The sequence below is a fragment of the Kitasatospora sp. NPDC059973 genome, from assembly GCF_042737525.1.
Taxonomy (GTDB): Bacteria; Actinomycetota; Actinomycetes; order Streptomycetales; family Streptomycetaceae; genus Kitasatospora.
The window spans coordinates 1-24,136 of the sequence record NZ_JBHWUI010000129.1 but is presented as its reverse complement, the minus strand read 5'-3'; the positions used below and the strand labels follow the sequence as shown (position 1 = coordinate 24,136).

The window sequence follows — 24,136 nt, the reverse complement described above, 5'->3', positions numbered from 1 at the left end:
CTCCACCACCGGTGGAGCGGGCCCCCGTCGCCGTCCCGGGACCCGGGCGCGGGTCAGGCGCGGCCGGCCGCCTTCTGGGTGCGGCGGGCCAGGGAGTCGACGACCACGGCGGCCAGCAGCACCGCACCGGTGATCATGAACTGGATGGCGTTGCTCAGGCCCTCGATGTTCATGCCGGACTGGATCGAGCCGATCACCAGGGCACCGAGCAGGGCCGACCAGGTCTTGCCGCGGCCGCCGAAGAGGCTGGTGCCGCCGATGACGGCCGCCGCGATGGCGTTCATCAGCAGGTTGCCGCCGCCGGAGGTCTGGCTGGCGGACTGGATCTGGGCGGCCAGGAAGAGACCGCCGATGCCCGCCATGGTGGAGCAGATGATGAAGACGCTGATCCGGATCCACGAGATGTTGATACCGGCGCGGCGAGCGCCCTCGATGTTGCCGCCGAGCGCGAAGATCTGCCGTCCGTAGGTGGTGCGGCGCAGGACGAAGTCCAGCACCACGATGAAGATCAGGAAGATCAGCAGGGCCAGCGGCAGCCCCTTGTACTGGTTCAGGGTGTACGCGGCGAGGAACGAGACGACGGCCAGGGCCACCGTGCGCAGTACCAGGTCGGCCATCGGCCGGTAGGGCACGCCGGCTGCCCGGCGCCGTCTCGCGTCGGCCAGCGAGGCGCCGACGAACAGCAGGACGCCGATCGCGGCGGCGCCGTAGGCGGCGAGCTGCTGGCTGTAGATGGTGCTGTAGAGGCGGGAGACGATGTCCTTGCCGGAGAGGTTGACGGTGCCGCTGGCGCCGAGGATCTGCAGCATCGCGCCGTTCCAGCCGAGGTTGCCCGCGAGGGTGACGACGAAGGCCGGCACGCCGACCTTGGCGAAGAACACGCCCTGGATCAGGCCGACGACCGCGCCGCCGAGGATGGCGGAAAGCAGCGCCACCCACTGGTTGACGCCGTGGGTGACGTTGAGGACGGCGAAGATCGCCGCGCACAGGCCGCTGACCGAGCCCACCGACAGGTCGATCTCGCCGAGCAGCAGCACGAAGACCACACCGATGGCGATCATGCCGGTGCCGACGATCTGCTGCGACAGGTTGGAGAGGTTCTGGGCGGAGAGGAAGGTGCTGTCCAGGCTGCCGAATACGGCCCAGATCACGATCAGTGCCAGGACGACCGGCAGCGAGCCGAGTTCGCCGCTGCTCACCCGCCGGCGGAACTCCCCGAGGTAGCCCTTGATGCCCTCCTGGCGCACGATCAGCCGCGGGTCCACGACCGGGGTCGCCGAGGGCGCCACGGGTACCGGCGCGTTGACGCCGCCCTTGGGCATGCTGTCCTCGGGCAGGTGGTGGCGGCGGCCGTCGTCGCCGCCCGGGATGTGGTCGCTCATGGGGTGCCCTCCGTGCCGCGGGCCTGTCGGCGGGTCACCGCGTTGTCCGTGGCCCCGGTGATGGCCGAGATGATCTGTTCCTGGTTGGTGGAGCGCCGGTCGAAGACGCCGTTGTTGCGACCGAGGCGCAGGACCGCCACGGTGTCCGCGACCGCCATCACGTCCGCCATGTTGTGGCTGATCAGGATCACGCCGAGGCCCCGCTCGCGGAGGCGCTCGACGAGGTCGAGGACCTGGGCGGTCTGCTCGACGCCGAGGGCGGCGGTCGGCTCGTCCAGCATCACGACCTTGGGCGAGCCGATCAGCGCGCGGGCGATCGCGACCACCTGGCGCTGGCCGCCGGAGAGCGAGGCGATCGGGATCCGCACGCTGGGGATGCGGATGGACAGCGTGTCCAGCAGCTCGCGCGAGCGCTTCTCCATCTCGACCTCGTCGAGGACGGTGAAGCGCTTGATCTCGCGGCCCAGGAAGAGGTTCCCGACGACGTCGAGGTTGTCGCAGAGCGCGAGGTCCTGGTAGACGGTGGCCACGCCGAGGTGCTGGGCGTCCTGGGGGCGGTGGATGGAGACCGGGCGGCCCTGCCACTCGATGACGCCCTCGTCCGGCTGGTGCACCCCGGCGATCGCCTTGACCAGGGTGGACTTGCCGGCGCCGTTGTCCCCGACCAGCGCCAGCACCTCGCCGGTGTGCACCTCCAGCTCGATGTCGGTGAGCGCCTGTACGGCGCCGAACCGTTTGGAGACCCCGCGCAGGGCCAGTACGGTCTCACCTGCCACAGTGACCAACTCCCTTGCCCCGCCTCCGGGGGGAGGCGGGGCGTCTTCGGCTTCGGGTGCTTCTTCGGGGTGCTGCCGGTCCGGTGCTGCTGGCCCGGCGCCGCTACGAGAGGCCGGCCTCGGCGCAGGCGGCGGCGTAGTCGGGCGTGCAGATCTGCGCGACGGTGTAGAGGCCGTCGGCGACCACGGTGGTCTTGATGTTGTCCTTGGTCAGCACCACCGGGGTGATCAGGTCGGCCGGGACCTTGTTGCCGCTGCCGTTGGTCACCGTGGTCGGCACCAGGTCGGGCGCCGGGCTCGAGCCCTGGGCGTAGGCCACCGCCATCCGCGCGGCCGCGTCGGTCTCCGGCTTGAACGGCTTGTAGATCGACATGGTCTGGGTGTTGACCAGGATCCGCTGCACGGCGTCCAGCTGGGCGTCCTGGCCGGTCAGCGGCACGCTGAGGTTCGCCGCCTTCAGTGCGGTCGCGATACCGGCGGCCATGCCGTCGTTGGCCGAGTAGACGCCGACGACGTTGGGCGCGCCGATCGCGGTGATCGCGGCGGCGGCCTCCTGGTTGGCGTTGTTCGGGTCCCAGTTCGGCGTGTCGTACTCCTTGCCGATCTTGAGCTTCCCGTCGATCGCGCTGTGCGCGCCGGCCTTGAAGTCGGCCGCGTTGGGGTCGGTCGGCGAGCCGTTGATCATGATGATCGACCCGGCGTTCGCCTTGTCGCCGACGGCCGCCACCAGGGCCTGGCCCTGCAGCTCGCCGACCTTCTTGTTGTCGAAGGACACGTACGAGTCGACCGGACCCTGCGCCAGGCGGTCGTACGCGACGACCTTCACGCCTGCGTCGTGCGCCTTCTGGACGGAGGACTGGATCGACTTGGAGTCCACCGCGTCCAGGATCAGCACCTGGTCGCCCTTGGTCAGCGCGGTGTCCACCTGGGTCTGCTGGGTGGTCGCGTTCTCGTTGGCGTTGTAGTAGTCGATCTGCGCGTTCGGCGCGAGCTCCTTGATCTTCTGCTCGATCAGCGGTCGGTCGAACTGCTCGTACCGGGTCGTCTTGGTCTCCGGCAGCAGCAGCCCGATCTTGATCGCTCCTCCTGCGGTGCCGCTCGCGCTGCCCGAGGACGTGGTGCCGGTCGACTGCTTGGCGCTGCCGCACGACGCCAGGCCCATGCCGACGGTTACCACTGCGGTCACCGCGACGATGCGGCGAAGCCCGATGTACATGAGGATGCCTCTCCGGTTGAGTCCACCCCCGCCTCCGAGTCTGGGAACACCGGGGCGCCGGCACGATCCGGACTGCGCCGAACGAGTGCGACGCACCGCCGATCGGGGGAGGGGGCGGCCGTCCGGCCCGGGGGAGCGAGGGGGTCGGGAGGGGGAGGAGTGGCGCCCGAGGTGACGGGCGGGTGGCCGGCGGTGGGCGATCAGGGGTCGCGACGGGGTCGGCGCGCAGTCGCGCAGGCGTCGGGGCGGGGGAGCGGCGAGGGCCCGGAGGCGTCCTGGCGGGGAGCGGACGGCTGCGTCCGACGGGCCCCCGGTGCGGGCGGGGCGCTGCCGTCACCGCTGTGACCTGCCGCTTTCCTGCGCATCCGGCCGGGGTGGCCGGGCGATCGCGGACCGGGGCGGGTGCCACCGGCGGGCGTCCCAGCTCTCGGACGGCTGCCCGAATGGTCTATACCAATGAGGTACTGTGACCGCGGAGCTGTCAGAAACGCGGCTGTGGGGGCCTCATGACTGTCCAACACCTTCCTCAACCTCCTTCCGATCAGGAGCTGTACTGGTATTTCGGACCACAACGCCGCTGGGTGCTGGTGCTGACCTCGCTGGCCTTCGTCTTCACCGCGGCGACCATGTTCACCTTCTCGCTGCGGACCCCGGCCCTCTGGGGCTTCCTCGCCGTCCTCGCGCTCAACGTCGTCGCGCTCGGGCTCTCCTCGGTCAACAGCCTCCGCCAGCGGCGGCTGACCAGGCAGTCGCACGAGGTCCTGGTGCACGCCTGGAACCCCGGTGAGCTGCCGACCGTCGACCTCTACCTGCCGACCTGCGGCGAACCGCTCGACGTCCTGGAGAACGCCTACCGCGCCGTGCGGCGGCTCGACTGGCCGGGGGCGCTGACCGTCTGGGTGCTCGACGACGCCGACCGCGCCGAGGTCGCCGACCTGGCGGCCGCGCACGGCTACGAGTACGTCGTGCGGCCCGACCGCGGGCACCTCAAGAAGGCCGGCAACCTCAACCACGCGCTCACCCTGAGCCGCGCCGAGTACATCGCCATCCTGGACGCCGACTTCGCGCCCAGGCCGGACTTCCTGCGCCACCTCGTGCCGTACTTCGCGGACGCCCGGATCGGCATCGTGCAGAGCCCGCAGTGCTTCGACACCGACGAGACGATGGACTGGATCCAGCGTGCCGCCGGCTCGGCGCAGGAGTGGTTCTTCCGCTGGATCCAGCCCTCCCGGGACGCCAGCGACGCGGCGATCTGCTGCGGCAGCAACGCGGTCTACCGGCGCACGGCGATCGACGCGGCCGGCGGCTTCGCCCGGCTCGACCACAGCGAGGACCTCTTCACCGGCCTCGGCCTGTACGAGCAGGGGTACCGGACGCTGTACGTCCCGGTGCTGGTCGCCAAGGGCACCTCGCCCGACAACCTCGCCTCCTACGTCAACCAGCAGTACCGCTGGGCGATGGGCAACCTGCACCTGCTCGGCTCGCCCGTGCTCAAGCGGATCCGGGCGCCCTGGCGGATGCGGCTCTGCTTCTACGAGGGCGTCGTCGGCTACCTGGCCGCCGCCGTGAACCTCTTTGTGGCACCGCTGCCGCCGCTGGTGATGATGTTCTGGTACCCGGACCAGATCCGGCCCTGGCACGTCCTGCCGCTGCTCGCGCCGCTCTGGCTCTGGCACGTCCTGCTGCCCCGGATCAGCCGGACCCGCTGGCGGATCGAGGTGATCCGCTCCAACGTGCTGATGAGCGTGGCCGCCGGCGCCGCCTTCTGGCACACCCTGCGCGGCCGCAGCGCGGCCTGGGTGCCCACCGGCGCCGGCCGGGCGAAGCCGGGCGGCCTGGCCCGCCAGGTGGTCCTGGTCTCGCTCGGGTGGCTCTGCGCCTCCGTCGGCGCGGCCGCCGCGGGCCTCTCGCTCGCGGTCGCCCGCAACGGCTGGGAGCCCAACTGGGGCCTCGGCCTCTACCTGGCCGTGCAGTGCCAGATCGGCCTCCCGCTGATCCGCGACCTGGTCGGCGAGCTGCGTCCGGCCGGCGGCCAGCGCGCGGCCGGCCCGGACCGCCCCGGCGCCCTGCGCCGGCTGCTGTCCCGGCGCGCGGCCCGGACGGGCATGCTGCCGCGGCGCTGGCCCGAAGCGCTGGCCGCCACCGCCACCCTCGTGCTCACCGCCCTGCTCGCCTCCGGCTGGGTACGCCCGATGCTGCCCTGGCTGGGTTGAAAGGTCGTCACACCGATGTCCCCGACCACGCCGATGTCACCGACCCCGACCCCACCGAACACCTCAATGTCACCGGACACACCTGTGCCACCGACCGCGGACCCGGAGCTCCTGCCGGGTACCTACACCATCCCCGGCCCGCCGCGCGGCGGCTCCGGCTCCCGGGGCTCCGGCGCGCGGGCGTCCGGCAGCACGGGGGCGGCGCCCCGCCCGGCCGGCTTCCGCCCCGACATCGAGGGCCTGCGCGCGGTGGCGGTCCTCGCGGTGCTCGCCTTCCACGCCTCCGTACCCGGCCTGGCCGGCGGGTTCGTCGGCGTCGACGTCTTCCTCGTCGTCTCCGGCTACCTGATCACCGGACTGCTGGTGCGCGAGGCCGTCACCACCGGCCGGGTCCGGCTGGGGGAGTTCTTCTCCCGCCGGGCGCGCCGGCTGCTGCCCTCGGCCGCCGTGGTGCTCGGCGCGGTCGCGCTGGCGGGCGCCTGGCTGACCGTCCCGCTGCGCCGTGCCGACCTGGAGCACGACGTGCTGGCCGCGGCGCTCTCCGTCGCCAACTGGCGCTTCGTCTCCCAGCAGACCGACTACCTCGCGGCCGGGCGCGACCAGAGCCCGCTGCTGCACTTCTGGTCGCTCGCCGTGGAGGAGCAGTTCTACCTGTTCTGGGCGCCACTGGTCGCGCTGATCGTGTTCCTGGCGGCCCGGGCGGTCCGCCGCGGCCGGGCCGTCCGCACGGTGGCGGCCGCGGTCGCGGGGGCGCTGACGCTGGGCTCCTTCGCGCTCTCGCTGCACTGGACGCAGAGCTCCGTCTCGCTCGCCTACCTCGGCACGCCCTCGCGGGTCTGGCAGTTCGGGGTCGGGGCGCTGCTCGCCCTGCTCCCCTGGCACCGGCTGCGCGGACCGCGCCCGCTGCGGCTGCTCACCGGCTGGGCCGGCCTGCTGGCCATCGGCTGGTGCGTCCTCGCCTACGACGCCGGCACCCCCTACCCGGGGTACGCCGCACTGGTCCCGACCCTCGCCACCGCCGCGATCATCCTGGCCGGGACGCCGGACCGGCGGGACGGCGGCGCCGCCGTCGCCACCGGGTACGGCGCGGACCGGCTGCTCGGCCTGCGGGCCCCGCGCGCGATCGGCCGGCTCTCGTACAACCTGTACCTGTGGCACTGGCCGGTCCTGGTGCTCACCGAGGCCCGGTTCGGGACGCTCGGCTGGCCGGTCAAGGTGGCGCTGAGCGCGGCGGCCGCGCTGCCCGCCATGGCGGTGCTGCGCTGGATCGAACAGCCGCTGCGCCGCAACCGGACCGTGGCCGAACTCCCCAGGCGCGGGCTCTCGTTGGGGCTCACCGCAGTGATCGTGCCGGTGGTGCTGGCGCTGGTCGTCGGCACCGGCACGCTGCGGCTGCTCGGACCGGCCGGGCCGGTGGACCTGCTCGGCCTGCCGCCCGGCTCGCCCGACGGCACCTCCCTGCTGGTGCGCACCGCCACCCCGCCGAAGACCGCGGCGGTCGTCCCGGCCGCCGCGCAGGCGCGCAAGGACTTCCCGCCGGACGGCGAGTGCGAGGTGGCGCCGAGCGCCGTCAGCAGCCCCGCCTGCCTGTTCGGCGACACCAGCGGTGCGGACCGGATCGTCCTGCTCGGCGACTCGCACGCCGGCCAGTGGTTCTCCTCGCTGCTCGCCATCGCGGCGGGGCGCCACTGGGCCCTGGAGGAACTGGTCAAGCAGGGCTGCCCGCTGCCCGAACTCGACGTCGTCAACCCGCAGTTGGGGCGCGCGTACTGGGAGTGCGACAGCTGGCGGACGGCCAGCCTGGAGCGGTTGCGCAGCGGGCCGAAGCCCAAGCTGATCGTGGTCTCCGCGCTCAACCGCTACACCGACGACCGCAGGCTGCTGCTCGACGGCTGGGAGCGGACGCTGGCGCCGCTGCGCGCGCTCGGGGTGCCGATCGTCTACATCCAGGACACCCCGATCCCCGGGACGGACGTTCCGGCCTGCGTCTCCGGGCACACCGAGGACCCGGCCGCCTGCGAGTTCCCGCGCGCCCGTGCGCAGTGGCCCGACCCGCTCGCCGAGGAGATCGCGGCCGGCCGGGTGCCGGGCGTCCGGTCGGTCGAGCTGAACTCCGTCCTCTGCCCGGGCGCGGGGCGCAGCTGCCCCGCCGTCCTGGAGCGCATCCTGCTCTACCGGGACGACGCGCACCTGACCAACGTCGCGGCCGTCGTCCTGACGCCCCGGCTCGAACGGCTGCTGACCGAGGCCGGGCTGGTGCCCGCCGCCGGCGCTGCCGGGGGTGTCGCCCCCGGACCCGGGAAGCCCGGCGCCGACGGCTGGACACCGGTGCTGCGGGACGACTTCGAGGGCCCGGCCGGCAGCCGCCCCTCCGCCGAGCACTGGCAGTACGACCTGGGGACCTGCTACCCGGGCTGCCCGGCTCCGCAGTGGGGCACCGGGGAGATCGAGACGATGACCGACTCGACCGCCAACGTCCGTCTCGACGGCCGGGGCGCGCTGGAGATCGTCCCCACCCTGGAGAACGGCCGGTGGAGCTCGGGCCGGATCGAGTCCCGCCGCTCCGACCTCGCCCCGCCGCCCGGCGGAGTGCTGCGGATCGAGGCCTCGATCGCGCTGCCCGACGTCACCGGACCGGCCGCCGCCGGGTACTGGCCGGCCTTCTGGACGCTCGGCGGTGAGCTGCGCGACGGCTTCACCGGCTGGCCCGCGATCGGTGAGCTCGATGTGATGGAGCAGGTCAACGGCCGCGGCTCGATCTTCGGCACGATGCACTGCGGCACCCTGGAGGGTGGCCCCTGCCAGGAGCCGAAGGGCCTCGGCTCGGGCGACCAGCCGTGCCCGGACTGCCGCACGGGCTTCCACGGCTACGCGGTGGAGGTCGACCTCACGCCCGGGGCCGAGCAGGTCCGCTGGTACCTCGACGGGCGCGAGCACCACCGGGTCACGGCCGCGCAGATGGACCGCGCGACCTGGGACCGGGCCGTCGGCCACGGGCTCTTCCTGATCCTGAACGTCGCGGTCGGCGGCAACCTGCCCGCCGCGCTCGGCGGCGTGCCCGGCCCGGCCACCGAGCCCGGGCACCCGATGCGGGTGGACTACGTCGCCGTCTCGACCCGGGGAGGCGCCCGCCCCTGATCGGGACCGGCCGAGGGCCGTCCCCGCCCCGCCGGCGAGGACGGCCCCCGGCGCGTTCCGGGCCCCGGCACGGTCGGCCGGCCGGTGGCGTGGTCGGCCGGTGGCGTGGTCGGCCGGTGGGGCGGTCGGCCGATGGGGCGGTTCGGGCGACCGGCGGCGGGGCGAGCGCGGGGTACGAGCGGGGTGCGCGGGCCCGGCGGCGGTGGCCGCCGCGCGGAGGTGGCAGTCTGGATACAGGCGGCAGTCGGGTCCGACCCCGCACCGACCGCTTCTCCGGGAGGACGGCCATGACATACGCGCACGCCAGGCCCGCGCGGAGCCTCGACGAGGTCGTCGGGCGGATGCGGGCGGTGGAGGCCCGGCTGGACCCGCGGGACGGTGTGGCCTGCTTCAACCGGATGTACCTGAGGGTCGCCGAACTGATCGGCGGCCACCTGGCCGCGGGCTCCTTCCAGGACGGGGCGTTCACCGAGGACCTGGAGGTGGTCCTCGCCGGTGCCTACCTCGACGCGGTCGAGGACGCCGAGGCGGGCCGCCCGGTCAACGAGGCCTGGCAGCCGCTGTTCGAGGCCCGGGGAGACCGGTCGGTCCGGCCGATCCAGTTCGCCTTCGCGGGGATGAGCGCGCACCTCAGCCACGACCTCCCGCTGGCCCTGGTGGAGACCTGCATCGAGCGCCGCACCACGCCGGACACCCCGCCCGTGCACGCCGACCACCTCCGGGCCGCCGCACTGCTGGGGCAGGCCGAGGCCGAGGCCCGGGCCTCCTTCGAGGCGCGGCTCGGCACGCCGGACGCCCAGGCCGCCGAGTCCCTGCGGCACCTCGTCGCCAGCTTCTCCGTCGCCCGCGCGCTGGACGCCGCCTGGGCCACCACCCAGACGCTCTGGCACGAGCGCAACCTGCGCCCCTTCCACGACGCCACGCTGGCCGCCGTCACCGGTGGCGCGATACTGGCCGCCCGGCTGCTGGTCACCCCGGTCCTGCCGCCGGCCGGCCCGCCCACCGACGAGGTCTGACACCGCCGCCGCTCCCGCGCCGGGCCGAGCCGAGTTCAGTGCCCGAGGGCGGCTTTGGCGGCCACGATGATCAGGCCCAGGACGAGGTTGACGAACCCCTCCAGCGCCGCCTGCCGCCGGCTCGCCCCGGCCCGGACGGCTCCCACGAACGCCCATCCGACCTGCTGGGCGACGGCGACGCCCAGCGCCAGCCAGGCCGTCCCGGGGAGGCCCAGCCCGAGCAGCGGGCTGATCAGCACCGCCACCGCGGGGGCCACCGCCGCCTCCACGATGGGCCGCTCGTGGCGGGCGATCCGGCGGGCCTGCCGCCAGGTGAGCCGCTGTCCGACCTGGCGCTCACCGGCGAGCCGGGCGTACACGTGGGCGCCCCAGAACACCAGGCCGGTGACGATCAGCAGGACGCCTAGCTGGAAGCGCGGGTAGTCGCCGACGGCACTCGCGGTCGCCACCACCGAGGCGGCGAGCATGGAGCCGTAGACCGCTCCCGCGTAGTCCGTGCGCTCGGCCGCAGGACGGTCGCTGCGGTGCCCGCCCTCGGGCCGGCTGACTGGGCTGCTCATCCTTCGCACCCTACGAGGGGGCGGGCGGCCCGGCCCGGCGGCTACGCCGTACGGCGGCGGCACGGGCGCCGGGGTCGCCGGTACCGGCGCCGGGGGCCCGGAGTGGCGGGCGGCGGCAGGCGTGGCGCGCTGGAGATCGCCGACGGCCGGCTGCCCGCGGCACCCCGCTGAGCGGGCCCGGCGCCGTTGCCGGCCCGTTCCCGGCCCGGCGTCCGCGCGGGCGGCCCAGTCCGACGGGCGGCGGCCCGGCAGTGCGGCTGGACTGGTGGGCGAACGCCTCCTCCGGAAAGGGCCCGCCGATGTCCACCTCGCCCCGCGGCTACGACGACCTGCGCGCGCTGGTCCTCAACTGCACCCTCAAGCGCTCACCCGAGCGCAGCCACACCCAGGGCCTGATCGACCTCAGCACCGGCATCATGCAGCGCCAGGGCGTCCAGGTCGACGTCATCCGGGCGGTCGACCACGACATCGCCACCGGCGTCTGGCCGGACATGACCGAGCACGGCTGGGAGACCGACGACTGGCCGGTGCTCTACAGCCAGGTGATGGCCGCCGACATCCTCGTCCTGGCCGGTCCGGTCTGGCTGGGTGACAACTCCTCGGTGATGAAGCAGGTGATCGAGCGGCTCTACGCCTGCTCGTCGATCCTCAACTCGGAGGGTCAGTACGCCTACTACGGCCGGGTGGGCGGCTGTCTGATCACCGGGAACGAGGACGGCGCGAAGCACTGCGCGATGAACGTCCTCTACAGCCTGCAGCACCTGGGGTACGTGATCCCGCCGCAGGCCGACGCCGGCTGGGTGGGGGAGGCGGGGCCGGGGCCGTCCTACCTCGACCCGGGTTCGGGCGGGCCGGAGAACGACTTCACCAACCGCAACGCCACCTTCATGACCTGGAACCTGCTCCACCTCGCCCGGATGCTCAAGGACGCCGGCGGCGTCCCCGCCCACGGCAACCAACGCTCCGAGTGGGACGCCGGCTGCCGCTTCGACTTCGAGAACCCCGAGCACCGCTGAGGACGGGGCCGGCCTAGCGGAGTTCCCGGGCCGCGAGCGACGCGCCCAGCGCGCCTGCGGCGCCGCCCAGGACTCCGCAGGGCACCCCGCAGAGCTCGTCGCCCACGAAGACGCCGACGAAGACGCCGACCACCCCGCCGACGCACGGCGTCGCCGGTGCGGGGCCCCCGGCCGCCTCCCGCGTCCGGTCACCCGCGTGGACCGTACGTCACACCGCCGCGGGTTCGGCCGCAGATCGTCGCTCCGGTTCTTGCTGACGAAAAGTCAGCAAGTTCGGTGCAGTGCCTTGACGGTGCACGGACACCGCTCTACAACGTAGTCAGCTCCCCGAATCCCCCACCGACGGGGGGCCACGAAAGTTCACCTTCTCGATTCCCCCTCACCGAGGAAGAGGCTTTCCCATGCGCCTTCACCGTCCTGTCCCGCTGGTCGCCGCCGCCCTCGCCGCCACCACGGCGTTCGCGCTGGGCGCCGTCCCCGCGTCGGCGGCGCCCGGCTCCGTCGCCGCCACCGCGGTGCTGACCGCCGGCGGCGGCGCCGTCGCGGCGGGCGACACGCTCGCCGCGCCGCTCGCCGCGAACACCCGCGCCACCTTCTACTCGACCGCGACCAGCACGACCGGGGTCACCTGCGCCACCTCCCAGCTCGCCGCCAGGGTGCTGAGCAACCCGGCGGCCCCCGGTACGGCCACGGAGTCCCTCACCGGGCTGACCTTCGGCTCCTGCACCAGCAACGTCACCGGGGTCACCTCGGTCCGGAGCCTGACCGTCGGCAACTTCCCGCACGTCATCGCCGTCGACGACGGCCCGGGGCTGCCGATCACCCTCACCCCGGGGACGGCCGGGCCGATCCAGGCCACCGCCGTGCTCAACAGCTGGTTCGGCACCCTCACCTGCAGCTACCAGCTCAGCGGTGCGTTCACCGGCGCCGCGGACAACGCCGGCCACAGCATGGCGTTCCGCACCGAGCACTTCGCCAAGAGCGGCGGCTCCTCGCTCTGCCCGGCCGACGGCTACTTCTCGGCCACCTACGGCCCGGTCACCGACACCAGCCAGGCCGGCAGCCCGGCGGTCGTCGTCAACTGACCCTGCGCGAAGCGAGCGGCCCCGCGGGCGTGCCCGCGGGGCCGTTGCCCTGCCGGTCGGCGTCGTGGCTGGTGGGCGGGGGTGAAGCCGCCCTGACGGGAGGTCAGGGGCGTTCCCCCGACCGCTGTCCGCTGGTCGGGAGGGGATTGACACTGGCGGGTAACAACGAGCAATCTGATCAGGCCCACCGGCGTGTGCGGGGGGTCGAGCGCGGTCTGTGCCGTTGCCGGATGCGGCGTGCGCGACGGATCGTGGCGTCGCGCGCTCGGCTCACATGCGGGGGGAACGCCAGTTCCGCGTGCCCGTACACGCTCCTGGGGTGTGCGGTGGGGGCGTGCCGGTGAGGCGTGCCCCCGTGGGGGAGAGACGCGGGCGGGGGCCGGCGGCTCGACGGCGGTGTGCGGACCGGTCCGGGAGGACGGGCCGCTGCGGCGCGGTGCCCCGACGGCGCACCGACCGCCCGATCCCGTCGCCCAGGAAGGACGCCCGCATGGCCGAATCGCCCGTCGCACCCGTCAAGGGCCCCGCCGTCGTGGCCGGCCCGGCCGCCGGGCCGCCGCTCGGGCCGGTGCTGCTCTGCTGCCTGGGAGCCTTCGTGGCCTTCCTGGACAGCACCATCGTGAACGTGGCGTTCCCCAACATCGCCAAGACCTTCTCCGGCTCCGACCTGCCGACCCTCTCCTGGGTGCTCAACGGCTACAACGTGGTGATCGCGGCCTTCCTGATGCCGGCCGGCCGGGCCGCCGACCGGCTCGGCTGCCGGCGGTCGTTCGCGGTCGGCCTCTCGCTCTTCACCCTGGCCTCGGTGGTCTGCGGGCTCGCCGGGTCGGCGACGGTGCTGATCGCGGCGCGGCTGGTGCAGGCGGTGGGCGCGGCGATCCTGGTGCCGACCTCGCTCGCGCTGCTGATGCCGATGTTCCCGATGGCCCGGCGGCTGATCGCGATCACCATCTGGGGCGCGGCGGCGGCGCTGGCCGCCGGCATCGGCCCCGGTCTCGGCGGGCTGCTGGCCGAGCACTGGTCGTGGCGGGCGGTCTTCCTGGTGAACATCCCGATCGGGGTGGCGGCCGTCTGGGCCTCCCGCTCGCTCACCGAGCAGCGCGAGCGCGGCGGTCCGACCCCGGACGTGCTGGGCGCGGCGCTGCTCGGCGGCGCGCTCGGCCTGCTCGCCCTGGGCCTGGTCAAGGGCCCGGACTGGGAGTGGACGAGCCCCGGCACCCTCGGAGCGCTGGCCGGTGGCGCGCTGCTGGCGGTGGCGGCGGTGCTGCGCAGCGCCCGCCACCCCGCGCCGGTCATCGCGTTGGACCTGCTCCGCTCGCGCAGCGCCATCGGCGGCAACCTCGGCTCGATGCTGTTCTCGGTGACCTTCTACATGGTCATCCTCAACAACATCCTGTTCCTGACCGGACACTGGCACTGGTCGCTGATCACGGCCGGACTCGCCACCACGCCGCCGCCGATCGCCACCGCGCTGGTCGCCCGCCCGGCGAGCCGGTTCGCGGAGCGGTTCGGGGACCGCCCGGTGGTGATCGTCGGCTGCCTGATCTACGCCTGCGGCACGCTGCTGCTGCTCTGGGGCGGCGGCCGGGGGCCCGACTTCCTCACCCACTGGCTGCCCGGGGCGGTGGTGATGGGCACCGGGGCCGGACTGGTCTGGCCGGTGCTGGGCGCGGTCGCGCTGGCCGGGGTCGAACCGGCCCGGCTGGCCACCGCGAGTGCGGCGAACGCGGCCTTCCGTCAGCTCGGCGCCGTCCTCGGGACGGCCCTCGCGGTCTCCGTGGTGACCGCCTCGGCGGCCGACGCGCTCGGCGCCGCGCGTGACACCTGGTACCTGGCGATCGGTTTCGCGCTCGCCGTCGCCCTGCTCGCCGCGGTGACGATCCGCCGGATCCCGGCGGTCGACGCGCCTGCCGATCTACCGGGCCTCCGGTGATTTCGGCCGAATTCGCCGACCAATACCGCGACTCGGCCCCCGGTTCCGACCGGGGGTCCAACGGTGTTTGTGCGAAGCATATCTGATGATGCATCAACTTTTGTGTAACAGGCATCACTTGGCCTGCACAATCGCCAACTTGTATGATTCTGAGCCATGGTGACGCCCGAAGTTGAGTCCTACATCCGGCAGAAATTCGGCGAGCACGCCGGCCTCGCCGACGAGGAAGTTTTCGCCGACGACGTGACGCTGGCCGATGTGATCGGCCGGAGTCCCAAAATGACCAACAGCATTGACCTGATGGAAGCCTTCGCCCGGACCGCCAACGGTCTCCGCAAGGACTACGGCGTGCGGGTGCGGCTGCCCGCGCTGCCCCTCGACACCGCGACCCCGGTGGTGCTGAAGGTGTTCCTGGAGGAGTTCGAGAAGCAGAAGGCGAAGGAGGCGGCCGCATGAGCGTCATCGAGACGGAGCCGGTGATCCGGAAGGCGGTCGTCCCCGCCGAGCCGCCGGCCATCATCACCGACCTCTGGGACGCGGTGACGGTGCGCCGGATGTCCCTCGTCGACGTGACCTGGGAGCAGCAGCGGCTGCACGAGTCGCGCCGGTGGAGCGTCGTCGAGATGCTGTCCGCCGTCGACCTGGACAGCCTCACCCCGCTCGACCGCAACCTGGTGTGGAACGCCGGCCGGGCCGAGCTGACCACCAAGCCCGGTGCCGACCGCCTGGAACGGCAGGCCGAGGCCGAGGTGCGCCGCTGGGAGAAGACCAACCCGGCGCTCGCGGCGGTCATGGAGGCGTGCGGCACCTGGAGCCGCTACTGGAACGAGGAGGAGGCCCACCACGAGACGGTCTTCAACCGGCTGGCGGACGTCAGCGGGATGGAGCCGATCGACGACGAGACCTTCCTCGCGTTCCGCAAGGTCTTCCCGGACGACGACATGCTGCGCACCCTGGTGCTGCTCGCGATCTCCGAGATCACCGCCGCCGTCAACTACGGCCAGTGCCAGCACGTGATCCAGGACGAGGGTCTGCGCCGGATCTTCAAGCAGGTCGCGGCCGACGAGATCCAGCACCGCAACTACTTCGTGTCGTTCGCGAAGGCCCTGGTGGACAGCGGCGAGTACCACGCCAAGGACGCCTTCGCGGTGGCCCACCTCTTCCTCCGCGAGGACGGCGAACTCCTGGGCAGCGCCCGGGACCAGAAGGAGGACCGGGGGACCCACGTCAACTGGTGGGACCACCTGGACACCGCCGAGACCGGCTACCGGCCCGAGGCGATGGAGAAGAAGGAGCAGCTGGTCTGCGGCGCTCTGAAGAAGATCACCGGGATCGAGGTGCACTCCCGGGAGGAGGTCGAGGACACCTGGATGGACCTCCTCGACAGCTGACGCCGGGCTCCGCGGCCCCCGGCCGGCGCCCCGCGGTGAACGCGCGGGGCGCCGGTCCGGCGGCCGGGCACCCGGGGACCCGGCCGCCCGGGCAGGACACCCCGTCCGGACGGCTCCCGGCACCACGGCTCCCGGGCACCACGGCTCCCGCTGCTACGGCTCCCGGTACAGCGGCTCCCGGTACACCGGCTCCCGGCTCCTCGGCCGGGGCCCTTCGGCACGATCGAAAACGGACGGTCCGACGTGTTCTTCGGCGAATCACGCCTCATGCTCCCGGTGCGCCCCAACGACCTCGACGCGCTGGGGCACGTCAACAACGCGGTCGCGCTGGAGTACCTGGAGGCCGGGCGGTGGGACTGGCTCGGCCGGCAGGGGCTCGTGCACGGCGACCGGCTGATCGCGGTGGTCGCCCGCACCGAGATCGACTACCTGGCGGAGATCCCGCGCGGCCGGGTCGAGGTGCGGACCGGGCTCGTCTCCCCCTCGGAGGAGGAGTGGGACGAGGAGGGCCTGACCTTCCGGGCCCGGTTCCGGCAGCGGATCCACCTTCCGGAGGCCGACCGGCCGGCGGTGGACGCGTTGGTGACGGTGGCCTTCCTGGACGCGGAGCAGCGCTGCCTGGTCTCCCTCCAGGACTTCCTGGCCGCCTCCACGCCGGCCTGACGGCCCGTCGGGACGCCGCCGATACGGAACGCGGCGACCGAACCATGAACGAGCGGCAACTGAACGAGTAGGAGGGGTCCGGTGCTCGAACACATCCAGCGCAACCAGGAGTGCCCGCCCGAGCGGGGGCTCCACCTGTACGAGAAGTACGGCGATCCGGCGGAGTTCACGCCGTACCGGGACTTCCCCGAGCGGATCGCCGCCAGTGCGGACTTCTTCCGGGAGCAGGGGATCGGACCGGGGACCAGGGTGGTCTTCCCGTTCGAGACCTCCGTTCCGGTGATCTTCGCGTTCCTGGCGCTGATGGAGATCGGCGCGGTGCCGCTCTCCGTCAAGCCCTTCGTGCTGAACACGCCGAGGGAGGGCTACCAGGAGTTCCTGGCCCGGGTCGCGGCGGACTTCGGCGCCGCCCGGATCCTCGGCGTCCCCACGCTGGCCGCCGTCGACCTGCCGGTCGAGGCGCTGCCGCTGCCGCCGGCGGGCCTGCGCCGGGCCGGCGCCCGGCTGCGGACGCCCGGGGACGACGAACTGGCCTTCGTGCAGTTCTCCTCCGGGTCGACCTCCTTCCCCAAGGGCGTCCCGGTGACCCACGGCCGGCTCCGGGCCAACCTGGCCATGATCACCCGGACCGACGGCCGCGAGCCCGGGGAGCGGGTCAGCAGCTGGCTGCCGCTCTACCACGACATGGGGCTGGTCGGCGGCATGCTGTCCTGCTTCACCGTCGGCTGCGACCTGCTGCTCGCCGAGCCGGTGACCTTCCTGTTCGACGCGCGCGGCTGGTGGGAGCACATGGGCCGGGAGCGGGCCATCGGCACCGTCATCCCGAACTTCGCCGTCGACTACTCGCTCAAGCTGATGCAGGACCTCGACCCGGAGGAGATCGCCGAACTCGACCTCTCCGGGATGCGGTCGATCTACCTCGGCAGCGAGCCGATCAACCTGCCGAACCTGGAGGCGTTCCTCGACCTGATGGCGCCCGCCGGTCTGCGGCGCGACGTCTTCATGCCCTGCTACGGCATGGCCGAGGCCGTCCTGCTGGTGGCCAGCCGCCCGGTGGGCGGCGAGATCCGGGTGGTGACCTCACCGTCCGGCGTCCCGGCGATCTCGGTCGGCCGGCCGATGGCGGAGTTCGCCGTCCGGCTGCGCGGCGAGGACGGGCAGGTCTGCGGCGAGCACGAGCTGGGCGAAATCGAGCTGGCCGGCGGCAGCCTCGCCGAGGCCTACTTCGACCGCCCCGGGTCGATCGAGGGGCCGGACGGCTACTACGCCACCGGGGACATCGGCTTCCTGGACGCCGGGGAGCTGTTCATCACCGGCCGGATCAGCGACCGGATCAAGGTGGGCGGGCGCAGCCTGTTCGCCGCCGACTTCGAGCAGGCGGTCGAGCAGCTCCCGTTCGTCCGCGAGGGCCGCACCGCGGTGGCGCAGATCGGCACCGACATCGTGGTCCTGACCGAGGTGGACCGCGAGGCCCGGGACGACGTGCCCGGCAGCCGGGCGCGGATCGTCGAGCACCTGGTGCGGGCGATCGGCGTCACCGTGCGGGCGGAGGACGTGCACTACCTGAAGCCCGGACAGCTGCCGCGCACCAGCAGCGGCAAGCTCCAGCGGCGCGCGATCGTGGCCGCGTACGAGCAGGGGCAGCTCGAAGGGCTGACGCTGGCCGGGCCCGGGAGCTGACCGGGCGGCCGGACCGGGTGGCCGCCCGCCGGCGGCCACCTGGTCCGGCGCGGCCGTCGGAGCCCCGCCCGCACCCGCGGGCGGGGACGCCACTACGCGAAGGAGCGACGCATGCCGAAGCTGGAACAGGACGGCGAGGTCTTCGTCCTGCGGCTCGACCCCGACGACGAGAACCTCTTCCACCCCGACCGACTCGCCGCTCTGGAGGCGGCGTTCGACGAGGTGGAGGGCGCGCAGGGGCCGCGCGCGCTGGTCACGGTGGGCAGCGGCAAGTACTGGTCGAACGGTCTGGACCTGGCCTGGCTGCTCGACCACGGCGACCAGTACGCCGGCTACCTGGACCGGGTGCACGCGCTGCTCGCCCGGACGCTGGCCTCGCCGGTGGTCACCGTCGCGGCGCTCAACGGGCACACCTTCGCGGCCGGGGCGATGTGGGCGCTGGCCCACGACGTCCGGGTGATGCGGGCCGACCGGGGGTACTTCTGCCTGCCGGAGGTGGATCTCGACCTGCCCTTCCAGCGCGGCATGTCGGACCTGATCCGGGCCCGGCTGGCGCCGGGGACGGCCCACGAGGCGATGACCACCGGACGCCGCTACGGCGGCGGCGAGGCGCTCGCGGCCGGGATCGTCGACGAGGTCGCGGACCTCGACGCGCTGCTCGGGACCGCGGTCGAGCGGGCCCGCGCGCTGGCCGGCAAGACCCGGCCGGTCCGGGGGCAGATCAAGGAGATGCTGTACTCCGAGACGCTCGCCTCGCTCCGCACGCCGACGGTGGCCTGAGCGCCCGAGCGCCCGAGCGCCCGAGCGCCTGAGCGCCTGAGCGCGTGACAGGTGGCCGGGCGGCCGGCCCCCGTCTGCGCGGGGTGCCGGTGCCCGGGGCCCGCGCTCGGGGCCGGTCGGCCGCGAGCCCGGGCTCAGCGGTACGTCGGCTGCTCGTGCAGGCCGAGCGCCAGCCAGGAGTCGGCCTCGCAGTGCCGTAGCAGCCAGCCCGCCAACGGGCCCTGGGGGTGGGACAGTTCCACGCAGGCGGCGCGCAGCCCGGCCTCGGCGGCCAGCAGGCCGGGGGCCGAGACGAACGCCACGGCGTCCAGGGCTGCCGGCGTCGTCCGGATCCGGGCGTGGTCGAGCCGGGCCGGCTCCCGGAGCACGCGCTCCAGTGCGTCCCGCACGGTCGCCGCCGCCACCGGTCGGACGGGCGGGGGGCCACCCGCCGTCTCCAGCCGGACGCGAATCACGTACATCTACGACAGCGTGACTGATCGACGGTTCCCGTGGTCCGAAGCGCCGGTGGCACACTTCTGACTGGCAGCAACATGTCACCGTCGTGCGACGACAACTCCGGTGCGCCCGCGTTCCGTTGCTGTGGTCGCGCGGCCGGTCGGACTGGCCCCCTTCGCCGTTCGCGCACCGGACCGCCGTGTTCGTCCGCAGGAGCGGGTCCAACTCGCCACGGACACGCCATTGCCGAGGCGCCGGCCTTCGCCCCTGGCGGCCCGCCGCCCCCGCGGGTCATGGAGGCCGGTCGGGCCCTGGCGCAGGAGCCCTGGAGCGCGGGGTGCGGATGCGCACCGTCGAGCAGCAGCGCGTCCGCACCAACCCGCCGGCCGTGCAGGACGCGCGCCGGCCGCACGCACCGTGCCACCGCGCCGGATCGCCGGTCCTCGAACGGTCCCGTCGGCCGGTGCCCGGGCTCCGGGAACCGGCCGGCCCGCCGCGCCCCGCGCGCGATGCTGCGTCCCCATACCAGGTCGGGGTATGCCACCACGGTCGTGACCTGGGCTTCGAGGTCGGCCCGGCGGACGGGATGTCGTCCGCCCGTGATATGTACTGCGTCTGGGGCGGCCAGTGCGCAGCCGTACGAAAGAAGCCGATGCTGTTCGAGGGGGCCACACCATGTCGTTCTTCCGACGCCGTTCCGGCGAGGGCGCTGCCGGAGGCGGGGCCGACGGCCGTCGGGGGTTCGGCTTCGCCCGGCGCCCCGCCGCGCGCCCGGCGGCGGTGCCGGCGCTCGACCCGGCCCACGGTGACGAGGAGCTGCGGCTGATGCTGGCCCAGGCGGCCGCGGGGGACTGGGCGTCGCTGCGCCCGGCGCTGGCCGCCGTCACGGACGGGGCCGAACTCACCTGGCTGCTGGTGGCTCTCTCCGACGTCGCCGGGGTGGAGGAGTGGACGGCCCGGGCCGTCGCCGACCGGCCCGAGGACACGCCGGCGCTGCTGCTCTCCGGCGCCCGGCACGTCTCCTGGGCCTGGGAGGCGCGCACCGGTGCGCGAGCCCAGTACGTCACCGAGGAGCAGTGGCGGCTGTTCCACGAGCGGCTGGACACCGCCGAGGAGCAGCTGTTCGAGGTGGCCGAGCGGGAGCCCCGGTGGCTCGCCCCCTGGTACTTCCTGCAGATCAGCGGCCGCGGCGCCTCGCTCGGCCCGGACGTCGCCCGGTACCGGTTCGAGGCCGCGCTGCGCCGCGACCCCGGCCACCTCGGCTCGCACAAGCAGCGCCTCCAGCAGCTCTGCGCCAAGTGGGGCGGCTCGCACGAGGAGATGCACGCCTTCGCCCGCGCCGCGATGCTGGCCGCTCCCGAGGGCAGCCCGCTGGGTGAACTGGTCGCGCTCGCGCACCTGGAGCACTGGCTGGACCTCCCGGACGGCGAGGACCACGCCTACCTCACCGGGCCCGCCGTCCTGGCCTCGCTCCAGGAGGCGCTGCGGCGGTCCGTGCTGCACGCCGACTACCCGCGCCCGCGCGGCTGGCAGGCCGCCTTCAACACCTTCGCGATGGCCTTCTCGCTGGCCGACCAGCCGAGGACGGCGCACCTCCTGTTCGAGGCGCTCGACGGCGCCGTCACCGAGTCCCCGTGGAACTACCTGTCCGGCGACCCCGCCGAGATCTTCCGCGCCCACCGGGACCGCTGCGCCCGCTAGCCCACCGGTCCGGCCCGACGGCCCGACGGCCCGCTCCGCCGGTCCAGCCGCCCGGCCGGGCCGCGGCCCCGGCGCCCCGCCCCTCCCGCCCCACACCCGATGCGATCGAAAGAGCCTGCGGTGTCCCCTTCCGAGAACCCGACGAGCGCGCACACCTTCCAGGTGGACCTGCGCGGCCTGGTGGACCTGCTCTCCCACCACCTCTACTCCAGCCCCCGGGTCTACCTGCGCGAGCTGCTGCAGAACGCGGTCGACGCGATCTCCGCCCGCCAGGCGCTCGACCCGGCCTCGCCGGCCCGGATCACCGTCCACGCCGACCAGGTCCTCACCGTCACCGACACCGGGATCGGGCTCACCGAGGCCGACGTCCACACCTTCCTCGCCACCATCGGCCGCAGCTCCAAGCGCGACGCCGACGGCCGCCTCGACGGCGCCGGCCTGGCCCGCGCCCGCGGGGACTTCATCGGCCAGTTCGGCATCGGGCTGCTGGCCTGCTTCGTGGTCGCCGACGAGATCACCGTCGTCACCCGCTCCGCCGCCACCCCGGACGCGCCGGTCATCGAGTGGCGCGGCGGCTCCGACGGCCGCTACACCATCCGCACCCTGCCGCCGGAGGCCAAGCCCGAGCCCGGTACCACCGTCCGGCTGGCGCCGCGCGCCGACGCCGCCGAGTGGACCCGCTCCGACCGCGTCCTGGCGCTCGCCCGGGACTTCGGCGGCCTGCTGCGCCACGAGGTGACGGTGGTCGACGGCCGCGGCACCGCCACCCGGGTCAACCGCACCCCGCCGTGGGCCGAGCGGCACGGCTCCCCGCTGGCCCGCCGCGAGGCGCTGGCCACCTACTGCCGCACCACCTTCGACTTCACCCCGCTGGACACCATCGAGCTGGACCTGCCGCTGGTCGGCCTGCGCGGCGTCGCCTACGTCCTGCCGGACGCGGTGCCGCCGTCCCGCCGCTCCGGCCACCGGGTCCACCTCAAGGGCATGCTGCTGTCCGAGCAGGCCGACGAACTCCTGCCCGACTGGGCGTTCTTCGTCCGCTGCGTGGTCGACACCGACAGCCTGCGCCCCACCGCCTCGCGCGAGGGCCTGTACGCGGACGAGACGCTCGCCGCCGTCCGGGACGCCCTCGGCGCGCGCATCCGGGACTGGCTCACCGGGCTCTCCGCCAGCGATCCGGCCCTGCTGCACCGCTTCATCTCGGTGCACCACCTCGCCGTCAAGGAACTCGCGCGCTACGACGACGAGTTGCTGCGCATGCTGCTGCCCTGGCTGCCGTTCGAGACGACCGACGGCAATGTCACCCTGGACGAGTTCGCCCGCGCCCACCCGGTCGTCCTGGTGACGCGCACGGTCGAGGAGTTCCGCCAGGTCGCCCCGGTCGCGGCCGCGGCCGGCCTCGGCGTGGTCAACGGCGGCTACACCTACGACCGGGACCTCGTCCACCGGCTGCCCGAGATCCGCCCCGGCACGTCGGTGGCCGACCTCGACCCGGGCACCGTCACCGCCCACCTGGACACCGTCGACCCGGCGGCCGAGCTGGCCGCGGCGGCGTTCCTCACCGTCGCCCGCGAGGTGGTCGGCCGGTTCGACTGCGACGTCGCGCTGCGCAGCTTCCACCCGACCAGCGCGCCCGCGCTGCTGCTGGACAACCGGGAGGCGCGGCACGAGCGCACCCGCGCCCAGCTCGCGGACGAGGCCGACGGCCTGTGGGCCGACATCCTCGGCTCGCTGCGCGCCGAGGCGCCGCGCGCCCAACTGGTGCTCAACCACCTCAACCCGCTGGTGCGACGGGCCGCCTCGATCGGCGACCGCGAACTGACCGTCACCGCCGTCGAGGCGCTGTACGGGCAGGCCGTGCTGCTCACCCGCCGCCCGCTGAAGTCCAGCGAGAGCGCCCTGCTCAACCGGTCGTTCATCAGCCTGCTCGACCACGCGATGCTCGGCCACGAGTCGGCCGGTCGCGCCGCCGCCGGTCGCGCCGCCGCCGGCCGTGACGCTGCCGGCCGTGACGCCGCCGACCCGCAGAAGGAGTCCTGACCGTGGACGTACTGGACAGCGTCGACGCGGTGATGGCCGCGCTGCGCGAGAACGACGCCCGCCCCTACGGCCGGCTGCGGACCGTGACGGCGGAGGAACTGGTCGACGCCGCCGAGCAGTTCGACGACACCGCGGTCCGGGCGATGGCGCTGCTCGAACTGATGGAGGCCTACGAGTACGACGGCGAGCGGAGCAAGACCCCGGTGGTCTTCGCCCGGGTGCTGAAGCTCTGGGACACCGACCGCGACGGCTTCGGCGAGTGGGCCGGCCAGCAGGTGTTCTGGCGGTTCAAGTGGGTGGCCACCGCGCTGCTCGGCACCCCCGACGTCCCGCTGGACGCGGTGCGCCGCTGGCAGACCGAGATGCGCGACCGCTACCGCGCCGCCGGCCACGGCCTCCAGCCGTACTACGCGCAGCGGTACCACCTGGCCGCGCACACCGGGATCGACACCGAGCAGGCCTTCGAGCTGTGGGCGGCCCGGCCGCGCAGCGAACTGAGCGACTGCCGGGCCTGCGAGATCCGCGCCCAGGCGGGCCACCACGTGCGGTCCGGGGACGACCGGCGGGCGCTGGACGCCTGGCGGCCGGTCTTCGAGGGCGAGAGCACCTGCGCCGAGGAGCCCTACCTCAGCCACGCCTACGCGCTGCTGCCGCTGCTGCGCGAAGGCCGGCTGGACGACGCGCGCTCCAGCCACCTGGTCGGCTACCGGTTCGCCCGCGGCAAGTCCGGGATGGCCCGGGCGGTCGGCCTGCACGTGGAGTTCTGCGCGCTGTCCGGGAACGAGCCGCGCGGCCTGGAGATCCTGGCCGAGAACCGCGACCTGTTCGGCGTCACCGGGGACCAGGCCGGCCGGCTCGACTTCCTGACCGGCGTCGAGGTGCTGATCGCCGGGCTGGCCCGGGGCGGCCACGGCGGGCTCGCCGTCAGCGGACCGCCCGGCGCCGCCTGGACGGTGGACTCGCTCCTCGCCCACCTGCGCACCGAGGCGGACGCGCTGGCGGCCCGCTTCGACGCCCGCAACGGCACCGACGCGGTCGGCGCGCGCCGGCGGGCCCGGCTGGAGCGGCGCCCGCTGCTCGCCGAGCCGCTCGCGCTCGGGGTGCGGGC

Annotated in this window: 18 protein-coding genes and 1 pseudogene; 14 read left to right on the top strand and 5 right to left on the bottom strand. The window is 73.9% G+C overall.

The window, feature by feature from the left end:
* Positions 1-53: 53 nt before the first annotated feature.
* The 3 genes from ACFWA9_RS28735 to ACFWA9_RS28725 all read right to left on the bottom strand — a co-directional run bounded on the left by ACFWA9_RS28735 (position 54) and on the right by ACFWA9_RS28725 (position 3,374).
* Positions 54-1,322 (bottom strand): sugar ABC transporter permease, encoded by a 1,269-nt coding sequence (locus ACFWA9_RS28735; RefSeq protein WP_329492313.1) that lies wholly within the window; start codon positions 1,320-1,322, stop codon positions 54-56.
* Between the two features lie 56 nt (positions 1,323-1,378).
* Positions 1,379-2,158, bottom strand: a complete 780-nt coding sequence (locus ACFWA9_RS28730; protein ID WP_380390788.1) for an ATP-binding cassette domain-containing protein — start codon at positions 2,156-2,158, stop codon at positions 1,379-1,381.
* 103 nt (positions 2,159-2,261) lie between these two features.
* Positions 2,262-3,374 (bottom strand): sugar ABC transporter substrate-binding protein, encoded by a 1,113-nt coding sequence (locus ACFWA9_RS28725; RefSeq protein WP_380390787.1) that lies wholly within the window; start codon positions 3,372-3,374, stop codon positions 2,262-2,264.
* A 506-nt stretch (positions 3,375-3,880) separates the two neighbouring features.
* Here ACFWA9_RS28725 and ACFWA9_RS28720 point away from each other — a divergent pair.
* From ACFWA9_RS28720 to ACFWA9_RS28710, 3 genes are all read left to right on the top strand, one after another.
* Positions 3,881-5,587: a glycosyltransferase family 2 protein gene (locus ACFWA9_RS28720; protein WP_380390786.1), complete on the top strand. Its 1,707-nt coding sequence runs from the start codon at positions 3,881-3,883 to the stop codon at positions 5,585-5,587.
* Between the two features lie 66 nt (positions 5,588-5,653).
* Positions 5,654-8,725, top strand: a complete 3,072-nt coding sequence (locus ACFWA9_RS28715) for an acyltransferase family protein (protein WP_380390784.1) — start codon at positions 5,654-5,656, stop codon at positions 8,723-8,725.
* A gap of 287 nt (positions 8,726-9,012) precedes the next feature.
* A complete protein-coding gene (locus tag ACFWA9_RS28710; RefSeq protein ID WP_352287639.1) occupies positions 9,013-9,741 on the top strand; it encodes a DUF5995 family protein in 729 nt (242 codons plus the stop codon).
* Positions 9,742-9,776: 35 nt separating this feature from the next.
* Here ACFWA9_RS28710 and ACFWA9_RS28705 read toward each other — a convergent pair whose 3' ends face one another.
* Positions 9,777-10,301, bottom strand: a complete 525-nt coding sequence (locus ACFWA9_RS28705) for a hypothetical protein (protein ID WP_380390782.1) — start codon at positions 10,299-10,301, stop codon at positions 9,777-9,779.
* Between the two features lie 299 nt (positions 10,302-10,600).
* Between ACFWA9_RS28705 and ACFWA9_RS28700 the strand changes: the two genes are divergently transcribed.
* From ACFWA9_RS28700 to ACFWA9_RS28665, 8 genes are all read left to right on the top strand, one after another.
* Positions 10,601-11,317, top strand: coding sequence for a flavodoxin family protein (locus ACFWA9_RS28700; RefSeq protein WP_329490304.1), 717 nt, complete (start codon positions 10,601-10,603; stop codon positions 11,315-11,317).
* 401 nt (positions 11,318-11,718) lie between these two features.
* A complete protein-coding gene (locus ACFWA9_RS28695; RefSeq protein ID WP_380390780.1) occupies positions 11,719-12,402 on the top strand; it encodes a Tat pathway signal sequence domain protein in 684 nt (227 codons plus the stop codon).
* Positions 12,403-12,892: 490 nt separating this feature from the next.
* Positions 12,893-14,335: an MFS transporter gene (locus tag ACFWA9_RS28690; RefSeq protein WP_380390778.1), complete on the top strand. Its 1,443-nt coding sequence runs from the start codon at positions 12,893-12,895 to the stop codon at positions 14,333-14,335.
* Between the two features lie 156 nt (positions 14,336-14,491).
* Positions 14,492-14,791 (top strand): hypothetical protein, encoded by a 300-nt coding sequence (locus ACFWA9_RS28685; protein WP_329490307.1) that lies wholly within the window; start codon positions 14,492-14,494, stop codon positions 14,789-14,791.
* Positions 14,788-15,726: an acyl-ACP desaturase gene (locus ACFWA9_RS28680; RefSeq protein ID WP_380390776.1), complete on the top strand. Its 939-nt coding sequence runs from the start codon at positions 14,788-14,790 to the stop codon at positions 15,724-15,726. The genes ACFWA9_RS28685 and ACFWA9_RS28680 overlap by 4 nt, the downstream gene beginning before the upstream one ends.
* A gap of 267 nt (positions 15,727-15,993) precedes the next feature.
* Positions 15,994-16,389 carry an acyl-CoA thioesterase gene (locus ACFWA9_RS28675; RefSeq protein ID WP_380390774.1) on the top strand — a complete coding sequence of 132 codons (396 nt, stop codon included), beginning with the start codon at positions 15,994-15,996 and terminating at the stop codon, positions 16,387-16,389.
* An 81-nt stretch (positions 16,390-16,470) separates the two neighbouring features.
* Entirely contained in the window at positions 16,471-18,069 is a 1,599-nt protein-coding gene (locus tag ACFWA9_RS28670) for an AMP-binding protein (protein WP_380390772.1), read from the top strand.
* Between the two features lie 111 nt (positions 18,070-18,180).
* A complete protein-coding gene (locus ACFWA9_RS28665) occupies positions 18,181-18,849 on the top strand; it encodes an enoyl-CoA hydratase/isomerase family protein (protein WP_359805307.1) in 669 nt (222 codons plus the stop codon).
* A 134-nt stretch (positions 18,850-18,983) separates the two neighbouring features.
* Here the strand turns inward: ACFWA9_RS28665 and ACFWA9_RS28660 are convergent, their stop codons facing one another.
* On the bottom strand, positions 18,984-19,310 hold the full coding sequence (locus tag ACFWA9_RS28660) for a hypothetical protein (protein WP_380390769.1): 327 nt from the start codon (positions 19,308-19,310) through the stop codon (positions 18,984-18,986).
* Positions 19,311-19,962: 652 nt separating this feature from the next.
* Here ACFWA9_RS28660 and ACFWA9_RS28655 point away from each other — a divergent pair.
* The 3 genes and pseudogenes from ACFWA9_RS28655 to ACFWA9_RS28645 all read left to right on the top strand — a co-directional run.
* Positions 19,963-20,988, top strand: a complete 1,026-nt coding sequence (locus tag ACFWA9_RS28655; protein WP_352287621.1) for a hypothetical protein — start codon at positions 19,963-19,965, stop codon at positions 20,986-20,988.
* A 99-nt stretch (positions 20,989-21,087) separates the two neighbouring features.
* Positions 21,088-23,028, top strand: a complete 1,941-nt coding sequence (locus ACFWA9_RS28650) for an HSP90 family protein (RefSeq protein ID WP_380390767.1) — start codon at positions 21,088-21,090, stop codon at positions 23,026-23,028.
* Between the two features lie 2 nt (positions 23,029-23,030).
* Positions 23,031-24,136, top strand: a pseudogene (locus tag ACFWA9_RS28645) (hypothetical protein); the annotation flags it as partial.